Genomic DNA, 18,320 nt, shown 5'->3' on the forward strand with positions numbered 1-18,320 from the left:
GCGATCGGTCCGCTTTCGGCTTTCGCGTTACTTCTCGCTCTTCGTCGCCTTCGACTTGCCCGCTCGGTTGAGGAACACGGCCCGGCGTACGAGCGCTTGGAAGGCGACCTCGTCGATCTCGTCTTCTCGGCGAATGTCGATGGCGCGGCGCGCGTTACCCTTCAAGCTGGCGTTGAACAGCCCCGCGGGATCGTCGAGCGACGCTCCCTTGGGAAAGGTGAGCTTGACGACCTCCTTGTAGGATTCGCCGGTGCAAATGATGCCGTCGCGTGACCAGACGGGCGTCGTCCACTTCCATTCCTCGACGACGTCACCGTCGGCGTCCTTGATGAGCTCGCGCACGCGCCTCAAGGTGTCGGCGCGCCAATCGCCGAGTTCGGCGATGCGCCGTGAAATGAGCTCCGAGGCTGACTCGTTCGTCATGGGGTCATCTTAACCGCCGAACGCCTCAAGGTCTGTCGTTCCCCGTGACTTCCTCGGCGGGAACGAGCCCTTGCTGCAAGGCGAGCCGAACGGCGAGAACGCGGCTTCCGACGCCAAGCTTCGAGAAGATCGTGCGCAAGTGGGCGTTCACCGTCGGCAAGGAGATGCCGAGCGCGTCCGCGACGCGGCCGTTCGTCGCGCCGCGCGCGACGAGGGCGAGCACTTCTCGCTCGCGCGCCGTCAAGGCCGTGAGATCGGTGTCCGACCGAGCGGGCGGCTGGCGCGTCGGAGGTTCCTTCGCCAAGCGCTCGAGGCCTTGATTGGCGTCGCGCACGAACTGCACGATGTGGCCGACGCCGAGGCCGTCACGCATCAGCAAGAACAAGCGCTGCGCTTCCGCCGTGTCGCCACGCTTCTCGGCGAGGCGCGCCTTCGTCTCCATGATGCCTGCGAGGATGTGAGGCCCGCGCATCTCGACGGCCTTGTCGTGAGCGCGGCGCAAGAAGGCTTCCGCTTCGTCGAGGCGGTTCGTGGCGAGCGCCCACTCGGCGAGGCAGTGTTCGACGTTGAGCATCAAGGTCGCGAGCGGCAAGCCGTCGAGGAGCTCGCGCGCTTCGGTCAACGGCGCGAGCGCTTCCGGCGCGCGGTGCAAACGAATGAGCGACCATGCGTAGTACACGTTGCACGTCACGACCAAGCGAATGTTCGGAAAGTCGCGCGCTTCTTCGCGAACGCTTTCGATGAGCGCGAGCGCCTCGGGAAAGCGGCCGACGCTGTCGATGTGCGCGGCGAGAACGATCGAGGCGTCGAGACGTCCCTCGGCGTCCCCTCGACGCGTGCACCGCGCCAGGACGTCTCGAAACTGCGCTTCCACTTCTTCGGGCGGGGCCCCGCTCATTCGCGCGATTCGCGAGGAGCGCAGCAGGCAAGTCGTCAAGAACGCCTCGTCACCCGATCGCTCGGCGAGTTCGCGCGCCTGCTCGCTCATGCGAAGGGCCACGTCGAACTCCCCTTGCTCCAAGGCGAAGGTGCCGATGACGCTTCGCAGTTCGGCCTCGGCGCGATCGTCGGTCTCGACGAGGCGAGCGAGCGTCGACTCCGCCCACAACCGCCCTTCGGCCCGCGTGCCACTTCCGACGAGTTGCCAGAAGTTGAACAAGCCGCTCACGAAGCGCACGGCGAGGTTCACGGCGTTCGAGGAGATCACCCAGTCGAGCGCCGCGCGAAGATGCGGATACGTTCGCTCTACCCACGTGAAGTAGGCGCGGACGCCCGTTCTGCTCACGCTTCGAGCGGCGACGTGTCGCTCGAGTTCGGCGAGGTAGTACGCCGCGTGCGCTTGACGCGTCGCCTCCTCCAAGCCGCGCGCGCCGAGCTTTTCAGCCGCGTACTCGCGCACGGGTTCGAGGAGCGTGAAGGCGTCGCCGTCGAGCGCGCGCACGAGCCAGTGGTGTTCGACGAGGGCCGCCAGCACGTCGAGCCGCGCGACTTCACCGAGCGCGCCCGACGCTTCGTCGAGCGTGAACGTCGCCGGGAATACCGCGAGGCGGTCGAGCAAGTCCTGTTCCTCGTCCGACAGCAGCGCGTAACTCCAGTCGAGCGTGGCCCGCAGCGTCTGTTGACGTGGCGGAAGATCGCGCGGTCCGCGCGTCAGGACCTCGAGGGGCGCGTCGAGTGCCTGACACAGCGCGTCGAGGGACATCAAACGCATTCGGGCCGCCGCGAGTTCCAAGCCGAGCGGCCAACCGCCGAGGCGCGTCACGACGTTCGCGACGAGTTCCAAGGCTTGAGGCGTCCAAGCGGTGCGTGGACCGACTTGCGACGCGCGACGCACGAACAACGCCACGGACGGCACGGCGAGCAAGCCTTGAGGCGACGAACGGTCCGTGGCCGTCGGCAAGGCGAGCGGTCCGAGCGGCACTTCGTGCTCGCCGCTCAATTGCAGCGGGGCGCGGCTCGTGACGAGCACCTTGACGCGAGGCGCCTCGACGAGCAATTCCGCGATGAAGCTCGTCGCGTCGAGCACGTGCTCCAAGTTGTCGAGGACGAGCAAGGACACCTCGTCGCTCAGCGCGGCGAACACCGCCTCGGCTGCCGCGCGGTCCCCGGCGAGCCCCAGGGCCGTCGCGAGCGCTTCGGGCACGAGGTCCGCCGTCGTCACGGACGCCAACGAGACGAAGCGGATTCCGTCGGGAAAGGCGGGGGCGAGGTCGCGCGCGAGGCGGCGCGCGAGCCTCGTCTTTCCGACGCCGCCCATGCCCGTGACCGTCACGAGGCCGACGTCGGGCCGTTTGAGCAACTCCGCGCACACCGTCAGCTCGAAGTCCCGTCCGATCAAGTCGTCGGCGCTCGTCGCGTCCATGCCTCGCCCTCGCGCCGTCATGCACGACCTCGTTCCTGCCGCTTCGTCCGCTCGACCACGTTCACCTGTAATGTACTCCCGCCGACATTGCGCAGGATGAAACCGCCTTCGACTCCGTCGGGTGGACGTGGGCGCGGCGACTCAGCGGGGAATCAAGCCGAACAGGAACTTGGCGCGCACCATCCACCAGATGACGGCGATGACCGCGGTGTGCACGAAGGTGTTCACGAGCGTGCTCGACCAGCCCGGGCTCCTCGACGCGAAGCCGAACTGTGCGACGAGCAGCACGAGCAGCACGTGCACGAGAAAGACGTACAGAGTTGCTTGCCCGAGGGGCACCAGCACACGCTCGGCCGCCCGCAGGGCCGGGCCGCGCAAGCGCGTGAGGGCGAGGTACAGAACGACGACCACCACCATGGTGTTCAGGGCGCGGCCCAAGCCGAGTTCGCGCCGCTCGAACAACGCGCCGTACACGCGGCCGTACGCCCCCTCGGGAATGAAGTGCATTCGCAAGCCGCCCGGCACGTCGACCCAGGGATTGTTGAGCGCGAAGAAGCACAAGACGGCGAAGGCGACGACGGTGAAGGCGAGCAGCACGCGGCCCGCGCTCGACCGGGCGAAGGTGGCGAGGCGGCGACGCTCGTACCCGGCCGCGAGTCCGTGCACGAACAGCACTTGCCAAAGTTCGAGCGGGAACGCGTTCTCGGACTGCGACGGCAAAAGGCGCGACAAGTGAAGGTGTCCGAGCGCGAACACGCTCCAGCTCAAAGCCAGCAGCAACCACCACCGGCCGCGTCGCAGCGACCACAACGCGAGCGGGGCGAGCAGCAGCAACGCGACGTACAGGCCGAGCACGTTGATTTGTCCCGGACCGAACTTCAACGTCACGAGGCCCAGCGCGAGATGCGCGGGCGACGCGGCGTCGTACAGGGAATACACGACGCCCGTGCTTTTGTCCGTGTAGGACGTCAGCACGCGCGCATCGAAGCTTGGCACGAGGCCGAGAAGGTACACGAGGACGTTCACGGTGAGCGCCGCGAGGTAGATGGTGCCCGCGCGCCTGAAGCAGCGCGCCACCACCGCCCGGAAGCCGTCTCGCTGCAAGCGAACGCGTGACACGAAGCCGAGGACGAAGCCCGAAAGCAACACGAACGCCTCGGCCGCCGTGACCACCCCGATCGCTTCGACCGAGAGCACGTGGTACAAGGATCTCAAGTCCACGTGATTCACGAGGATCACGACGATCACGAGGCCCCGCAGGACGTCGATGCGCGTGTCGCGCCGCGCGCGCGGTTCGGTCGCCGCGGCGACGCTCGGCGCGGACGCCGTGCTCGGCGAGTCGAGGGTCGCCAACGCTTCGTTGCTGTTCATGGACGTATCCTCCGGAGCGAGCAATTCGGGACCAAAGGCCTCGCCGACGGTGCGCTTCGTGCCGTCCGGCGTGGTCGGCACGAAGCGGCACGGCACCGCTTTCCGGGGAAGCACACGGCGAGTCGACCGACCATGAAGTCATCTTTCAAGGTCTCGCGTTACGAACGCGTAAAAGGGCGCGGTGACGCTCATCAAACGTACGGAACAATCGGGCGCGTTCACGAGGAGGCGACGAAGGCGACGCCCGACTCGTGGGTTCGATCTCGTCAGGCATCCGAGGTAGACCGAAAATAAAGGTCCGTTAAAGAAAAAGACGTAAGACTCCTCACATGAAGCACAGGAATGATGGAGAAGCCAGAGCGGGCGCGCCCTGTGGCAAAGGAGCCGACCATGCCCAACCCGCTTCCACTTCCGTCCGGCTGGGACTTGTCCCAGCTCCACGCCGCCCTCGCCGCGTTCCTCGAAACTCTGCCAGCCAGGCCCCGTCTGCTGGGCCTCGGCGAGCCGACCCACGCCATCGACGCCTTCGCCGACCAACGAAACCGCCTTTTCGAGGCTTTCGTCGAGGAGCACGGCTTCCGGTCCATCGCCCTCGAAAGCGACATCGTCGCGGGCCTTCGCGCGTCCGCCTTCATCTCGGAGGGCGAAGGCTCGTTGGACGACGTCATGAACTCCAGCTTCAGCCACGGATTCGGCGCCCGACGCGCCAACCGCGACTTGGTCGCGTGGACGCGCGCCTACAACTCGGGCCGTGAACCGAACGACCGCGTGCGCCTCTACGGCTTCGACCCGCCCCTGGAAAACGTGTGGGCGGCCAGCCCTCGCTTCAGCCTGCTCGCCCTGCACGCCTTCCTCGCCGCCCACGTCGAGGTCGTTCCCGCGGACCGCGAGACCTTGGAGCAGGCGTGCGGAAACGACGCTCGCTGGGAGAACCCGTCGGTCGGCATGCACCCCGAGTTGTCGGTCGGAAACAGCGCCGAAGCACGGCAACTTCGCGTCCTCGCCGACGACCTCTTCGGCCTTCTTCGCACCGAGGCGCCACGACTCGCCACGTTACCGGGGTTCTGGGAAGCGGAACTGCACGCCCGCACGGCCGCCGGACTGCTGCGCTACCACGCGATCATGGCGGACCCCTCGCCCGCGCGCGTCGGGCGCATGATGGCGTCGCGCGCCCTGATGATGGCCGACAACCTCGTCGCCATCGCCGAGCGCGAACACGAGCGCGGACCGACCCTCGTGTTCGCGCACAACGTCCACCTTCAGCGCCAGGCGGGCACGATGAAGATCCCGAGCATGGGAGGTATGCGCGTGCACTGGTGGAGCGCCGGGGCTCACCTCGACGCCCGCCTTCACGCCCGCTACGCCGTCATAGCGAGCGACTTGGGCGCAGCTCCGGACAAGGAGATCGGCGCGCCCCCGCCCGACACCTTGCAAGAAGGGCTGATGCACCTCACGAGCGAGGCGGCGCTCGTGCCTTCACGAGACCTCATCGCCGCCCTGCCGCCCTTCCTGGCCGCGAGAAGCGACGCGCCCGCTCGGTCCGGGTACTTCCCCCTGGGAGCGTCGCACCTGCCGTACGTCGACGGGGTGCTCTTCCTCAAAAACGCCGTGGACCGAACGGGCTGAAGGCCCGCTCACGCGACCCACGGCCTTCGCCTGTCCTCGCACGTGCCATCGGGAAGCCACGTGGCACGTGCGAAGATGAGCACCGCCGCGCTCGAGTGGCGGTGAGGACGAGGAGGACGATCGAGTGCAAGGACCGGAGTTGCGAGAAGACACCGTGAAGCTCCACGCGGCGACCGAGACGGATTACCGCCCGCTGGCGCAAAGTTGGGCGGACCCCGACGTCACGCGGTACGAAACGTCGTTCGTCGCTCGGCAGACGACCGAGTGGTGGGAGGCGTGGATGCGCCGCCTCGACGAGGGAAGCGACGGGGTGCTGTGGGTGATAGAGGCGCACGGTGACGCCGTCGGCATCGCCACGCTTCGAGACATCGACGTCCACGACCGTCATGCCACGGGAAGCGTCGCGCTGTTTCGTCGCTGCTGGGGCCGAGGTTACGCGAGCGCGGCCGTGCGTCTGCGCAGCGAGTACGCCTTCGACACGTTGGGATTGGAGAAGGTCGAGACCTGCACGGCCGCGTGCAACGACTCTATCATTCGTGTTCGGCGCAAGAACGGGTACCGCGAAGTGGGCGTGTCCCGCCGTGAACGCTTTCGGCATGGCGCGTGGCACGACGAGTGGCTCGGAGAACTTCTGGCCGGAGACTGGCGGGCCTTGAGAGGACGGGGGACGGCCGATGCTTGCTCCGAGTGACGCCCGCGCCGGTCGATGGAGCGAGAAAGACGTCGGCTCGACACGGGTCGAACGAGCATGAGCTCGTTCGTCCTCGTTCACGGCGCGTGGGGCGGCGGCTGGTACTGGCGGGACGTCGCGCGTCGTCTGCAAAGCGCGGGCCACGACGTCGTCACGCCCACCCTGACAGGCCTTGGAGAACGCTCGCACCTCGGTGGCCCCGACATCGATCTCGACACGCACGTTCGCGATATCGTGCAGGCGCTCGAATACGAAGATCTGCGTGACGTCTTGCTCGTCGGTCACAGCCTCGGCGGCATGGTCGTCACGGGCGTCTCGAACGAGGTGCCTCACCGCCTCGGTCACCTCGTGTTTCTCGACGCCGACCTGCCACGCCACGGACAGTCACGCTTCGACTTGCAGCCCGAGGCGCGCGAGTGGTGGGAGGAACGGGCGCGTGAGGGAGACGGGTGGCGCGTGACCCTCGACTTGCCCGACGAAGCCCTCGCCGACATCATTTCCGATCCGGGCGTCCGCGCGTGGTACGTCGCGCGGTCGCACGGACAAGGCCAACCGATCGGCGTGTTGCGGCAAGCCGTGCGGCTCACGAACGACGCGGCCAAGGCGTTGCCGCGAACGTTCATCGCGTGCACGATCGATGCCTTCGGCATGAGGTCGGGCCTGTACGGCCGCATGGCCCGAGTCGCCGCGTCCGACGGGAACACGCGCTTGGTGGAGGTGCCCGCGAGTCACTTCGCGCCCGTGTCGCATCCAAACCTCATCGCGAACGCCCTGATGGAGGTGGCGCGAGGAACGGCGTGAACAATGAGCGCGGGCGTGGCGGGAGTCGGTCATCGGCGCGAACGGTGAGCCCGACACGTAAGACCGCTTGATGCCTCCTGAATCCCCTTCCAATGGGACGCGCGTAAGGTGAGGCATGCTGATCGCGCTTGCAAGCTTACTGGCGCTCGCACCGCAAGCGCCATTGACGTTGGCTCTGGAAGACGTCCTCGCGTCGGCCAAGGGCTCGTACGGCGACTTTCGAAAGCGCTCGGCGGAATCGAGCGATGGCAAGGTCGTCTACGACTTGACCTTCGACAACCCGAACACCGACACGACCGACGTCATGCGCGTCACCTTCTACCTGGATCCCTACAAGCTCGTGAAAACGTACGAGGTGCAGTACGAAGGCCGCCCGAACGACGCCTCCTACAACTTCGGTTCCTTCCTCGGGTTCTTCGAGCGTGCCTGCTTCGGGCACCCCGGCTCGGCCGATGAAGCGGCCTTCGTCGCGAGCGCGGCTCAGCGAGCGAGCGAAACGGGTCGGCGAGAATCGAAGGAATTCGGAAACTACCGCCTCGAAGTCGAAGGTGGGAACACGAGAACGGTGGAGGCCGCTTCGGACCTCAGGTTGACGATGCGTCTGAGCTCCGCCGATCCCCGGGTGCCGAGTCGGTGCATCGCCACGACATGAAACTCGGCGCCCTCATCCCACATCGCCGGAACCATGAGCGACCCGCCCGGTTCATGATGGACGCCTCCTCGACATGATGAACGACGCGAAGCCCGGGAAGATCATCTTGCTCAACGGCGCGTCGAGCGCGGGCAAGTCGACGTTGGCGCGCGCCCTCCAAGCGCACCTCGACGAGCCCTTCTTGCAATTCTCGCCCGACTTCCTGCTGTTTCACGAAGCGGTCTTGCCTCGACGCCACGACCTCGGCGGACCTTTTTCATGGCACGCCATGCGCCCGAAGTTCTTCGAGGGGTACCTCAACTGCTTGCCCGCCCTCGCGAGCGCGGGCAACAACCTCGTGACGGACTTCGTGCTCGAAACGCGAGAGCAATGGTTCGGGCTCGTCAAGAGACTTGCCGCCTTCGACGTGTTCTTCGTCGGCGTCCACGTGGCGCTGGAGGAGCTCGAGCGGCGAGAGCGACAACGCGGAGATCGCCGTCTCGGTGACGCACGGCGAGATTTCGAGATCGTGCACTCCTTCGGACGCTACGATTTCGAAGTCGACTCGTCCCATCCGCCCGAGGAGAACGCTCGGCGCATCATCGACGCTTGGCGCGCGAGGTCGAGCGTCGGCGTCTTCGCGAGGGCGGCGCGCGAAATAGAATCGGCCGGGACGTGAGAGCATGACGGCGGACGCTCAAGACGTCGGAGTTCGCGCCACGAGCGAAGGCGGGCATCGTGGTGCTCGCCCTCCCCCATCCTTTTTTCCAGAAGCTCTCCGTTGCCGTGCCGTCCGTGGTTCTCTGCATCTTCCTGCACTGATCGCCGACTCGCAGGAATGAGTGCTGACCGTGCAGTGGGCGTTCTAACGCGAGCAGTCACGGACGCGATATCGCCGGAACCGGGGGGCAGTTTGTTCCCGTGGCGCGCGCCCAACTTGAGAGGCAGCATACAATGTGAATTATGATAAATATCTAAATTGAGCCATGGAATCGAAGCCCAGCGTCGTCTTGTTCATCGACGACAACGACGCCGACAGCATCCTGCTGCGCGAAGCGTTCGCCTCGGTCGTCACACCGCGCGCCTCCATCCTGCTGCGCGTCGAAGACGACGGAACGGCCGGCTTGAAGGTCGCACGACAACTGCATCCCGACCTCATCCTCCTCGACCTCACCTTGCCCGACGTCGACGGATTGGACGTCTTGCAGGCGCTCAAGAGCGACGAGGCCACACGGCACATTCCCGTCATCGTGTACAGCGAACGGGGCAGCGAGGAGCGCATCCGACGCGCGTACGAGTTGCATGCCAACGCCTACGTTCGAAAGTCCGTCACCTTCGAGGAGTTGTGCTGGACCATCGACACGCTCAGCCGATTCTGGCTCACGACGGCCAAACTTCCAGGCGAGGTCAAGCGCGCGGCGTTGTGCTGAAGCGCGGCCCGAGGCGCCGCGGCCGCCGTCCTTCCAGCGCTCCGCGCTCGTGAGGCGAAGCGAACCCGCCCGACTCTCGCCATGCGAGCCACGACCCACGCGACCGCGAAAGTCGTCTCAGTTTGAAGCGAGCGGACGCGGTGAGGACGTCGCGGGAACGGCCCGAGCCGATTCGGACAGGAACGTCAAGACGGCCTCCTCGAAGGCGCGCGGCTTGGACTTCACGACCGCGTGGCCGCCCGGCAAGAGCACGAGGCGGGCGTTCGCGATGCGCGCCGCCGTCTCGCGAATGTTCTCGGCGCCGTAAAACGGATCTTGCTCGCCGCCGATCACCAAGGTGGGAGCCGTGATGCGCGGCAGTTGATCGGCCACGTCGAGGTCGAGGTCGGCGGCCATCACGACCGCGAGGTCTTGGCCGTTGCTGGACGGAACGCCGAGCACTTTCGGGCCGAGCAGCCGCATCACGGGGCCGAGCAGCCAAGCGGGCGTCCGGCCTTCCGCGACGTCGATACTCATTCGTATCCACAACTTCGGCCAGTCGCCCTCCAGCGCGAGATCGCGCCAAACGCGCCCCACGTCCATTCCGTGGGAATTCAGGCGGTAGCCCGTCATGGCGAGCACGAGCTTGTCGACGAGGTGCGGATGATCGGCGGCGAGGTGCATCGCGCTCGACCCGCCGCTCGACATGCCGACGATGTGGGCGGGTTGGCCGATCTCGCTTTCGATCATGAACGCGAAATCGTCGCTCATGTCACGTGCGGTGGTTCCGAGGGGCAAGCCGGGCTTTCGACTGCACAGGTACACGCTGTACGCCATGAGCGTGCGGCGCAGCATGAAACGGTAGCCTTGCTGCACCGCGCGCGTCGGCGGCCGGTGCTGCAACTCCGATCCGGTGAGGAAGACGAGCGGCGGCCCGCTTTCGCTGAGCTTGGCGTACGGAAGACCGTTCTTTGCGAATCCGGTGAACAAGGACATGAGCGCCTCCTGCCAAGAGAGTGTGCGCCCCGAGCCCTGATTGCAGCGTGATTCGCGGAAACGACGCGCCGCTCGACATCGGAGCAGGGCGCGCTCGGCGTCAAACCGGCTTTTGGCAGGTGACGCTACTCGCGCGCGCCTCTCGGAGCAGTGACGTCATGAACGCGCTTCGTCCAGTACGACCGCACGGCGAGGTACTCGTCGCGGGTACAATCGCCCATCAGTCGCCCCAGCGGATCGCCCGCGTCCATGAACTCCACGAACGCCAAGATCGCTCGGCATTGCTCGGACGTGAACGCCTCCAAAACGTGAATCAGGGAGTCGAAGCGTTGCGCCATGGACAAGGCCTCGAACGCCACCCACGCGTACGTCCCGATGTCCTCGTCCTCCGAGAGACCGTAGGTCATGTACGTCGGCAGATAGAACCGGAAGCCCGCCGCGTCCATGAAGGCAAAGACGCTCGTGTACTCCTTGAGGTCCTCGCGCGGCACCGCCCACCACGGCCCGTGAAAGTCCAGCGCCCGAGCGGCGGTCCGCTCTTCGGGGGTGCCGAATCCATCGATCATGTCCGCCTCCCTCAACGTGACGCCGGAACCGAGCGTGACGTCCTCGAAGGCGGCTCGAATGAGTCGAAGGACTTCGTTTCGCATCATGTTGCACCTCCGCCGAATGGTAATCCACTGGCACGACGATGCGAAAGGGCGCCTCGGCTCGGAGAAGTTCGACGAGGCTGGACAAGCGCGCCGCCCGACCCTACTGTGAATCGAGGCCATTCCCCCACGTCCTGCCCGCCTCGAAGGAGGCATCCATGGCACAGATCAAGGTGTACCTGCACGACGATCCCAACGGAGCACCCCGCGAAATCGAATGGCGCTTCCCCTATCCACCCAGCGAAGGCGACACCATCGTCTTGGATGCCGACGACGGTGACGAGGGCGTGTACGTCGTCGACGGTCGCAGCTTCACCATCCCACTGCCAGGCTCCCGCCTCGACGACGACACCCTCTACATCACCGCCACACGCGCCGAGATCGTCGACAACCCCGACGAGGAATAAGCTTCGTCATCGCACCCGGCGCCCCACCTCCGACGAGGTGGTCGATTCGTCGTCCTCGCGGTTCGGGCGGTCAACACAGGGCGTTGCGGCCTTCGATGACCGCACCGACGTCATAGAACGCGGTCGTCCTCGGGCTTGAACCGTTGCGGGACCCGCCCTTCGAGGGGCGGGTCCCGCAACGGAATGGCTTTGGAAGTGAAGTCCGGGCGCCTTTGCCGTGCGTCAAGGATGCACGTAGAGCTCCGTGGTCGCGTCGCCGTTATAACCCCCGGCGACCAGGACGTTCCCGTTCGAGAGGAGCGTCGCCGTGTGAAAGGAACGAGCCCTCAGGATGTTGGGCCCCACGGTGAAGTTGTTCGCGCCGGGGTCATACGATTCCGTGACTTCCTGCAGGAACTCGTTGTATGCCGAGTCGACGGTGATGCCTCCCAGCATCAGAACCTTGCCGTCCGGAAGCAAGGTCGCCGTGTGCCACGTGTGAATGCTGTTCATGTCCGGACCACGACTCAAAGTGTTCGTGAGGGGGTCGTACATGTCCGTCGTACGCAGGTAATCATCGCCGACGCCACCCGCGATCAGCACCTTGCCGTTCGGCAGAAGCGTCGCCGTGTGAACCGTCCGTCCGGTGGACATGGTGGGCCCGAACGCGAAGGTGTTCGTGGCAGGGTCGTACAACTCGGTGGTGTTCCAACGTCTCCCGTTGGTTCCGTCGCCACCCACGATCAGCACCTTGCCGTCGGGGAGAAGCGTCGCGGTGTGGCTGTAACGAGCCGCGATGGTGGTGGGTCCTGGTGTGACGGTGTTCGTGTTCGGGTCGTACAATTCCGTGCTCGTCAAGATCGTCCCGCCCAAACCCTGACCGCTCGCGATCAGCACTTTGCCGTTCTGAAGCAACGTGGCCGAGTGATCGTAGCGACCGACGGTCAGGGTCGGGCCGGGCGTGATGGTATTGGTGACGGGATCGTACAGGTCCGTCGCCCTGGAAGCGTATGGATCTCCGATGTGAAAGCCGCCCGCGATCAACACCTTGCCGTTCGGCAGCAACGTGGCCGTGTGCTCGCGGCGATTCACGGTCATGTTGGGTCCGGCAACGAAGGTGTTCGTGGCAGGGTCATACAACTCGGTGGCCGTCTGCTCGTTGCTCCCACCCGTGAGCAGCACCTTGCCGTTCGGCAGCAACGTCGCCGTGTGTTGGCGGTGAACCATAATCGCGCTGGGCCCGGCTTGGAATGCGGGCGGGGTCAGCAGGAAGGAAGTCGGAGCGCCGCTCGTGCCGGTGAGGCGAAGGTTCGAAACCGATACGGTGGTGCAACCCGTGCAGGACGACACGCCCGGGTCGGCGGGCAGTCGAACGACTTCCACGGTTACCCCACCATTGGTGCTGCGCAGCGAGCTCGAGCGAGCGGTCGTCGCGCTGCCCGTCGGATCGCTCGCGCGCTCCAGCAAGTCGCGCGTGGTCCGCACGGCGGTGTCCGTGACGGCGACCATGGACAGGGTGAAGCCCGTGACGTTCGTACTTTTCGGCGCGCGCACGGACAACGTGAACGTGCCCGATTGCCCGGCTTGCAACGTCCGGTTTCCGCCCGCCTTCGTGGTGACGAAGCCCCACGGAAAGGCGTTGGTGACGCCACTCTTGCCCGTGAGAGGCGTGACGTCCGCTTCCTGGTACGCTTGAAAGCTCGCGCGCACCACGCCGAGATCGGGCGTGGCCGCGCCCGTGGTGCCGTGCGTGGGACGCACTTGCTTCGCGAGATCGGCCGCGAGGGCGGGGTTGGAAATGCCGTCGACGAGGGTCCCGTCCGCGAGGCGGAAGCTACGCCAAGGCGTGCCGGGGATCGTGTTCGAAGCGCCGGCGGCAAGAAGCGTGACGTTGCTTCTCGGGACGGTGGAAGTGTTCTGGACGGTGTACTCGGTGTTCACGTATCGGTACGTGCCGTCTTCGTACGTGGTGGTCGCACCGCGCGTGAAGGTGAAGCCGCCGATGGTGGTGCTGCTCACCGCTTGCGGGTCGATGGCGCCGCCGACAGTGAATTGCACGACTCCGTAAGCGGTGATGTTCGCCGAGGGGGCAGAGGCGATGGGCGCGGGCGGCGTGAGGGTGGAAGGTGGGGCGCCGCAGGCAGCGAGGAGCACGGTGAGGAGCAGCGCAGCGCGCCTCACTCTTCACCCCCGCCGAAGTCGACCGGAGAGCTGCCTTCGAGGGTGAGGCCTTGGTAAGTTCCGATTCGTTCGAGTCGCGGCGCTTCATACGGCGGCTGGGGATCGCTGGGGGTCGGTTCGACGGACGTTGTCATAAGTCAGCTCCTATGCATGAGGGTGCGGACGTTTATTGGCGGCGCGTGAGGAGCTCCTATGAATTGTGGCTTTTCGATCACCAATAGTATATGAAGAAATTGGGCCGGAAGACACCATTTGAATAGCCGTGCATGAACCGGGATGGCGAGGGCAAAGAGAGTAGGGCCGTCCTGTTTGCACTTGTCCTCTTTGCTGCGTCACGCGAGGCATGCTTTTGCAGGACGTGGCGCATGCGCCGACCGCCCTCGTAAAGTCACTCGGTGCGTCCTTCCAGCGAGGCTGCGGCTCGGTCTCTCACCGCTCGATGGCAAGCGACGGACAAGAACTCCATCGTCGCCCGGCCGATCTCCGGGACCTTCTCGATCCGTCGTCCTCCTCTCACGCCAATCCGGCGAGTTGCCATCTTGACGGCCCGGCCGAACCGCCGCCCTCCGAGTTCTGGGGCATCACCCGATTCCGCCTGCGATCCGCTTGGCTTCGGGCCGTCGTCCCAAGCGCCACATCGCCACCGCTCCCAACAAGGGTCCAATGGCCAGAAACGCCAGCACGGGACGCCATCCGACGAGCGGCTGCCACACCCCCACGGCGGCGATCGTGACGGCCGTGAGGCTGAACCCGAGCGCGAGTTGCAGAGTGAGGGCTGTTCCCACGAAACGCGCGTCGGCGATTTCGGAAGCGATGGTCGAGAATTGCGCCGAGTCGGCGATGATCCAAAAGCCCCACACGAGGCTCACGGCGAGCACCAGTGGAAGCGACGCCGAGCCGAGCGCGGACAGGGTGAGCGCGCACGCGCCCGACAGGAGCATGGCGAGACTCGTCAGGCGCGTGCGTCCCCAACGGTCGCCGAGTACGCCCCCGACGACGCATCCCAACGCGCCCACGGCGATCACCAGGAACGTGGCGTACGCGGCGAGCGACGACACGTTCGCACCGAAGCCATTGCGGCGAAGGACGTCCGTGAAGTACAAAGCGAACCACGCCCACATCGCGTACAACTCCCACATGTGCCCGAGGTACCCGAGCGTAGTCAAGCGCATGGCGGGCGTCAGCAGCACCCCGAGGGCCTCGCGCGGTCGAAACACCGCCACGGGAAAGGAGTAGGGACCCACCGGAACGCGCGCCGCGACGACGCTTCCCAGAACGGCCAACGCGGACGTGCATACCACCACGACGCGCCACTCCACGCCGCCCAGCCCGTTGACGAGGTGCGGCAACGCCGAACCCAACGTGAGGGCGCCGACGAGAACGCCGAGCGCGACGCCCCGGCCCGTGACGAACCAAGCGGACATGGCCTTCAATGCGGGCGGGTACACCAACGCGAGGGCCGCGCCCGTCAAGGCGCGCCAACCGAGGGCCGTGTCGGGCGTCGCGACGAGCAGCAACACGTTCGAGACGGCGGCGATCAGCGCGCCCCACGTCATGAGGCGACGAGGCGCCACCCGATCCGCGAGGCCGAAGACGGCGCTGGCGAGCGCTCCGGCCACGAAGCCGAGCTGCACGGCGAGCGTCAACCAAGCGCCTTGCGCCGTGCTCAATTCCCAATACTGGCGCAACTGCGGCAAGACGGCGGCAGCCGAGAACCAAGGCGCCATGGCGAGAACGACGGCGAGCGCGAGGGCGGCGAGGGCGCCTCCCCGCCCGCTTGGAGGAACACGCTTCGGGTCGTCGGTACGCTCGTCCGTCGAACGGCGTGAAGGGGGCGTGGGCACGAAGTCAGCGTACCGGATGCCGAGGCGCGAGGAGCTCGCGCACCGCGTCGAAGCGCTCGCCACCGAGGGCCTGAGAGGACGAGCGCTTCGACGCGGTTCAACTCGTCGTGCGCCCACCGCGAACGCGACCCGACCGGCTTGGCGGGCTCGAACGACGCCGGGGCAAAAGCTCCAAGCGCCGAATGCCGACCGAAGCCCTCCCTTTTTGCGTTCGACCTTCCCATGGGCGTCCTCAAGGGACAAGCACCGATGTGCGTCGAGACACTCCGCCCGGAAGCTCCCGTTGCACGACTCGACGTAGGAATCGTCCGTGGACCCCCCAGGACGAAAACACCCAGGATGGCGCCGTGCTCATCCGTTCAGCGGTCAAGCGTCGTGCCGTCTCCGTGCCGGGCGCTGAAGGGTGACTCGACCACGTGCCTACACGTGATGTCCCGTTCGTTGCGCGTGCGTTCCCGCTAGACTCTGAACGTGTCCACGACAACTTCTTGGCATGTCGAGGTGCTCGGCACGCCCACCTTACGAAACGTGGAAGGAGCGGTGTCGCTCCTCGACCGCAAGACGAGCGCCGCCGCGGCCTACCTCGCGCTCGAAGGCAAGACGAGCCGCGCGAAGCTCGCCGCGCTCTTGTGGCCCGATTCGCAGGAGGGCACGGCGCGCAACAACTTGTCGCAGATGCTGCGCAAGTTGCGGCTCGCCTCCGGCGCCGACCTCATCGTCGGCCGAAGGGAATTGTGGCTCGCGGACGACGTGCGGGTCGACGCGCGCGTGGTGCGCGACCTGTATCGAGCAGGGCAGTTCGAAGCGTTCGTGACGTCGTTCGAGGACGTGCTGGGAACCTTCGACTTCGACGACTGCCCGGAATTCGAGGAGTGGTTGCTGAGCGAGCGTGAACGCTGGCAGGAGTGGCATCGCGCGGCCCTACGCGTCCTCGCGCAAAACGCGGGCGACGCGGCCGCGTCGCTCGCGTGGGCTCAGCAACTTCTCGCCGTCGATCCCTTGTCCGAGGAAGCGTACGCGCTCGTGACGCGGTTGCAGTTCGCTCTCGGCGATCGGTCGCGCGCGCTCGAGACGTTGCGTGCGTGCGAGGAGATGCTTCGCCGCGAGTTTCAGGCAGAACCGACGCGGCAAACCCAGTCGCTCGCGCGCCTCGTTCGAAAAGGTGAAGCGCCGAGTGAGCCGACCGTCACGACTCGCTCGATTCCCTTGTCCGTCCTGCGCCCTCCCGTCCTCGTCGGACGAGCGCGCGAGTGGGCCCTCATGGAAGAAGGCTGGTCGAAAGGGCAAGGCGTGTGTCTCGTCGGCGACGCGGGCGTCGGCAAGTCGCGTCTCGTCCAGGAATTCGCGCGGGCGCATGGCGGCGACTTCTACTTCGAGTGCCGACCCGGCGACGAGAAGATATTGTACGGCACGACGACTCGCATGCTGCGAAAAATCTTGGAGCGCTATCCGCACCTCGCCATCGAGCCGTGGGTGACACAGCAGCTCGCTCGCATCCTGCCGGAGTTCGGCCCGCCTCCCCCACCGCTGACGTCCGACGCGGACAAGGTGCGCTTCTACCAAGCCATGACGGAAGTGGTGCACGCCGCGATCGAGGCGGGCATGACGGTCCTCGCGTACGACGACACGCATCACTTCGACGACGGCAGCGCCGAGGCACAGCTGTTCATGTGGGGAGCGCTCGGTTGGGGGGACGTGAACGCGCCGTTTCGCATCGTGTTCAACTCGCGGCCGCAAGAATACACGTCGTTCGCCGCCCAGGCGCTCGTGGAACTCGTGCAGACGGGTCGGGTGCTCGTCATCGAACTCGGTCCGCTCTCGGCGGACGCGGTGGAGCGTCTCGTGGCCAGCATGAACGTGCCGCACCTGACGTCCATGACGTCCACGTTGCAACGTTACACGGGAGGCAATCCTCAGTTCCTGCTCGAGACGGTGAAGCACCTTATCGAGACGGGCGTCGTCGAGCACGGGTTTCCCGAGCGCCTGCCGCCACCCGAGCCGGTGCGTGAGGTCGTGACGCGGCGCCTCGGACGCCTCTCGCCCACCGCCCTTCACACGGCGCAAGCGGCGGCCGTGCTGCGAAGCGACTTCACGCTGGAAATGGTGGCGGAAACGTTACGCACGCCGCTCTTGGAAGTGCTGCCCGCTTGGCAAGAACTCGAGCGAGCGCAGGTGATCGCCGAGGACCGCTTCAGCCACGACCTCGTGTACGAGGCGGTCGAGGCGGACTTGCCGTCCGACGTGGCGCGGGCGCTTCACCGAAGCGCGGCTCGCGTCCTCGAACGGCACGGCTTCTCGGCGGCCCGAATCGCGAGGCACTGGCTGGAAGGCGGCGAGCCGCTGCGAGCCGCGCCGAGGTTTCGCGCCGCCGCCGAAGAAGCGCGCGCCGCCCTGAGATTCGTGGAGGCGGCGACCTTCTTGGAGCAGGCCTCGACCCTCCTCGAGGCGAACGGCGACCGCGACGCGGCGTTCGACCTTCGGTACCTCATGACGCTCGACCTCCTCGAGGAGTTCGATCTCGGGGCGCGTCATGAAGCGTCCGTGACGGGTCTGTTCGATCTGGCGCGTACGGACGCGCAGCGTGCGCGCGCCTGGCATTGCAAAGCCCTGCTGCACAACCGACAAGGTGATCGAAGCTTGGCGCTCGAAGCGGCTCGACGAGGATGGTCGTGCGCCGAGGACAGCGGTGACTTCTCCGTGAAAGCCGAGCTATCGCAGGTGCTGAACGTCGTCGCGCCTCCACCGAACGAGTTGTAGGAAGCCGCGGAGGCGTGGCGGCGAGGGCTTGCGGACTCAGGTCCCGCCTTGTGGAGCAAGGGCCGCGAGGCGAGCCCGAAAACGCCCCGAGGGTCTACGAGGAGCTTGGCGTCGAGGCGTCCGGGGAGCCGAGTGCGAAACGCCGGACGGAGGCGAAATACGACGAATGCCGTGTCAGACGTTCTCAAGCGA

Annotated in this window: 16 protein-coding genes; 8 read left to right on the top strand and 8 right to left on the bottom strand. The window is 66.3% G+C overall.

What is annotated here, in order from left to right; all coding sequences use genetic code 11:
• Positions 1-27: 27 nt before the first annotated feature.
• The 3 genes from DES52_RS13540 to opgC form a co-directional block, all read right to left on the bottom strand.
• Positions 28-423, bottom strand: a complete 396-nt coding sequence (locus DES52_RS13540) for a DUF1801 domain-containing protein (RefSeq protein WP_110887350.1) — start codon at positions 421-423, stop codon at positions 28-30.
• Between the two features lie 25 nt (positions 424-448).
• Positions 449-2,806, bottom strand: a complete 2,358-nt coding sequence (locus DES52_RS13545; RefSeq protein ID WP_110887351.1) for an ATP-binding protein — start codon at positions 2,804-2,806, stop codon at positions 449-451.
• A 120-nt stretch (positions 2,807-2,926) separates the two neighbouring features.
• The gene (gene opgC, locus DES52_RS13550; protein WP_110887352.1) at positions 2,927-4,270 is read right to left on the bottom strand and encodes an OpgC domain-containing protein; all 1,344 of its coding nucleotides are present in this window, start codon (positions 4,268-4,270) and stop codon (positions 2,927-2,929) included.
• Positions 4,271-4,546: 276 nt separating this feature from the next.
• Here opgC and DES52_RS13555 point away from each other — a divergent pair, with 276 nt between their 5' ends.
• From DES52_RS13555 to DES52_RS13580, 6 genes are all read left to right on the top strand, one after another.
• Positions 4,547-5,782 (top strand): erythromycin esterase family protein, encoded by a 1,236-nt coding sequence (locus DES52_RS13555; protein ID WP_110887353.1) that lies wholly within the window; start codon positions 4,547-4,549, stop codon positions 5,780-5,782.
• 124 nt (positions 5,783-5,906) lie between these two features.
• Positions 5,907-6,473 (top strand): GNAT family N-acetyltransferase, encoded by a 567-nt coding sequence (locus DES52_RS13560; RefSeq protein WP_110887354.1) that lies wholly within the window; start codon positions 5,907-5,909, stop codon positions 6,471-6,473.
• 57 nt (positions 6,474-6,530) lie between these two features.
• On the top strand, positions 6,531-7,274 hold the full coding sequence (locus DES52_RS13565) for an alpha/beta fold hydrolase (protein ID WP_170131054.1): 744 nt from the start codon (positions 6,531-6,533) through the stop codon (positions 7,272-7,274).
• Positions 7,275-7,389: 115 nt separating this feature from the next.
• Entirely contained in the window at positions 7,390-7,926 is a 537-nt protein-coding gene (locus DES52_RS13570) for a hypothetical protein (protein ID WP_110887356.1), read from the top strand.
• 73 nt (positions 7,927-7,999) lie between these two features.
• Entirely contained in the window at positions 8,000-8,584 is a 585-nt protein-coding gene (locus DES52_RS13575) for a phosphotransferase-like protein (RefSeq protein WP_110887357.1), read from the top strand.
• A 307-nt stretch (positions 8,585-8,891) separates the two neighbouring features.
• On the top strand, positions 8,892-9,335 hold the full coding sequence (locus DES52_RS13580) for a response regulator (RefSeq protein ID WP_110887358.1): 444 nt from the start codon (positions 8,892-8,894) through the stop codon (positions 9,333-9,335).
• A gap of 117 nt (positions 9,336-9,452) precedes the next feature.
• Here DES52_RS13580 and DES52_RS13585 read toward each other — a convergent pair whose 3' ends face one another.
• Both DES52_RS13585 and DES52_RS13590 read right to left on the bottom strand, forming a co-directional pair.
• Positions 9,453-10,310 (bottom strand): alpha/beta fold hydrolase, encoded by an 858-nt coding sequence (locus DES52_RS13585; RefSeq protein ID WP_110887359.1) that lies wholly within the window; start codon positions 10,308-10,310, stop codon positions 9,453-9,455.
• A 125-nt stretch (positions 10,311-10,435) separates the two neighbouring features.
• The gene (locus tag DES52_RS13590) at positions 10,436-10,963 is read right to left on the bottom strand and encodes a DUF6714 family protein (protein WP_110887360.1); all 528 of its coding nucleotides are present in this window, start codon (positions 10,961-10,963) and stop codon (positions 10,436-10,438) included.
• A 155-nt stretch (positions 10,964-11,118) separates the two neighbouring features.
• Here DES52_RS13590 and DES52_RS13595 point away from each other — a divergent pair, with 155 nt between their 5' ends.
• Positions 11,119-11,367, top strand: a complete 249-nt coding sequence (locus tag DES52_RS13595; protein WP_110887361.1) for a hypothetical protein — start codon at positions 11,119-11,121, stop codon at positions 11,365-11,367.
• Between the two features lie 222 nt (positions 11,368-11,589).
• Here DES52_RS13595 and DES52_RS13600 read toward each other — a convergent pair whose 3' ends face one another.
• The 3 genes from DES52_RS13600 to DES52_RS13605 form a co-directional block, all read right to left on the bottom strand.
• Positions 11,590-13,527 carry a Kelch repeat-containing protein gene (locus tag DES52_RS13600; RefSeq protein WP_110887362.1) on the bottom strand — a complete coding sequence of 646 codons (1,938 nt, stop codon included), beginning with the start codon at positions 13,525-13,527 and terminating at the stop codon, positions 11,590-11,592.
• Positions 13,524-13,661 (bottom strand): hypothetical protein, encoded by a 138-nt coding sequence (locus tag DES52_RS22995; RefSeq protein WP_170131055.1) that lies wholly within the window; start codon positions 13,659-13,661, stop codon positions 13,524-13,526. Before DES52_RS22995 ends, DES52_RS13600 begins: the two co-directional genes overlap by 4 nt.
• A gap of 447 nt (positions 13,662-14,108) precedes the next feature.
• On the bottom strand, positions 14,109-15,371 hold the full coding sequence (locus tag DES52_RS13605) for an MFS transporter (RefSeq protein ID WP_245900991.1): 1,263 nt from the start codon (positions 15,369-15,371) through the stop codon (positions 14,109-14,111).
• 471 nt (positions 15,372-15,842) lie between these two features.
• Here DES52_RS13605 and DES52_RS13610 point away from each other — a divergent pair, with 471 nt between their 5' ends.
• Positions 15,843-18,128: an ATP-binding protein gene (locus DES52_RS13610; protein WP_146237292.1), complete on the top strand. Its 2,286-nt coding sequence runs from the start codon at positions 15,843-15,845 to the stop codon at positions 18,126-18,128.
• The last annotated feature ends 192 nt before the right edge of the window (positions 18,129-18,320 follow it).

Source organism: Deinococcus yavapaiensis KR-236 (genome assembly GCF_003217515.1).
GTDB lineage: Bacteria > Deinococcota > Deinococci > Deinococcales > Deinococcaceae > Deinococcus_A > Deinococcus_A yavapaiensis.